Source organism: Prescottella defluvii, from assembly GCF_000738775.1.
In the GTDB taxonomy this organism is placed as follows: domain Bacteria; phylum Actinomycetota; class Actinomycetes; order Mycobacteriales; family Mycobacteriaceae; genus Prescottella; species Prescottella defluvii.
This window is the reverse complement of sequence record NZ_JPOC01000214.1, coordinates 1-220: the sequence shown is the minus strand read 5'-3', so window position 1 is coordinate 220 and position 220 is coordinate 1. Positions and strand designations below refer to the sequence as shown.

Annotated in this window: 1 pseudogene; it reads right to left on the bottom strand. The window is 69.5% G+C overall.

Going from position 1 to position 220, the window contains the following annotated elements:
- Nucleotides 1-208 (bottom strand): annotated as a pseudogene (locus IJ15_RS0124535) (hypothetical protein); the annotation flags it as partial.
- Between the last annotated feature and the right edge of the window lie 12 nt (nucleotides 209-220).

Genomic DNA, 220 nt, shown 5'->3' with positions numbered 1-220 from the left:
CCCCCGCCACTCCCACGACCTCCGGCTTGGAGGTATCGCTCGTCACGGGCGGCCACATCTGCAGGCAGACCGCGTCGCACGCACTGGCGTTGGTGCCCGGTTCGTCACGGTCGTACGCGTACACGGTCATGCCGTCGACATCCACCACGATCTGGCCGATGCTCGACTCGCCCGTCGACAGCGTGGGACCCTCCGCTGGCGCCGTCACCGGCGTCGGTGT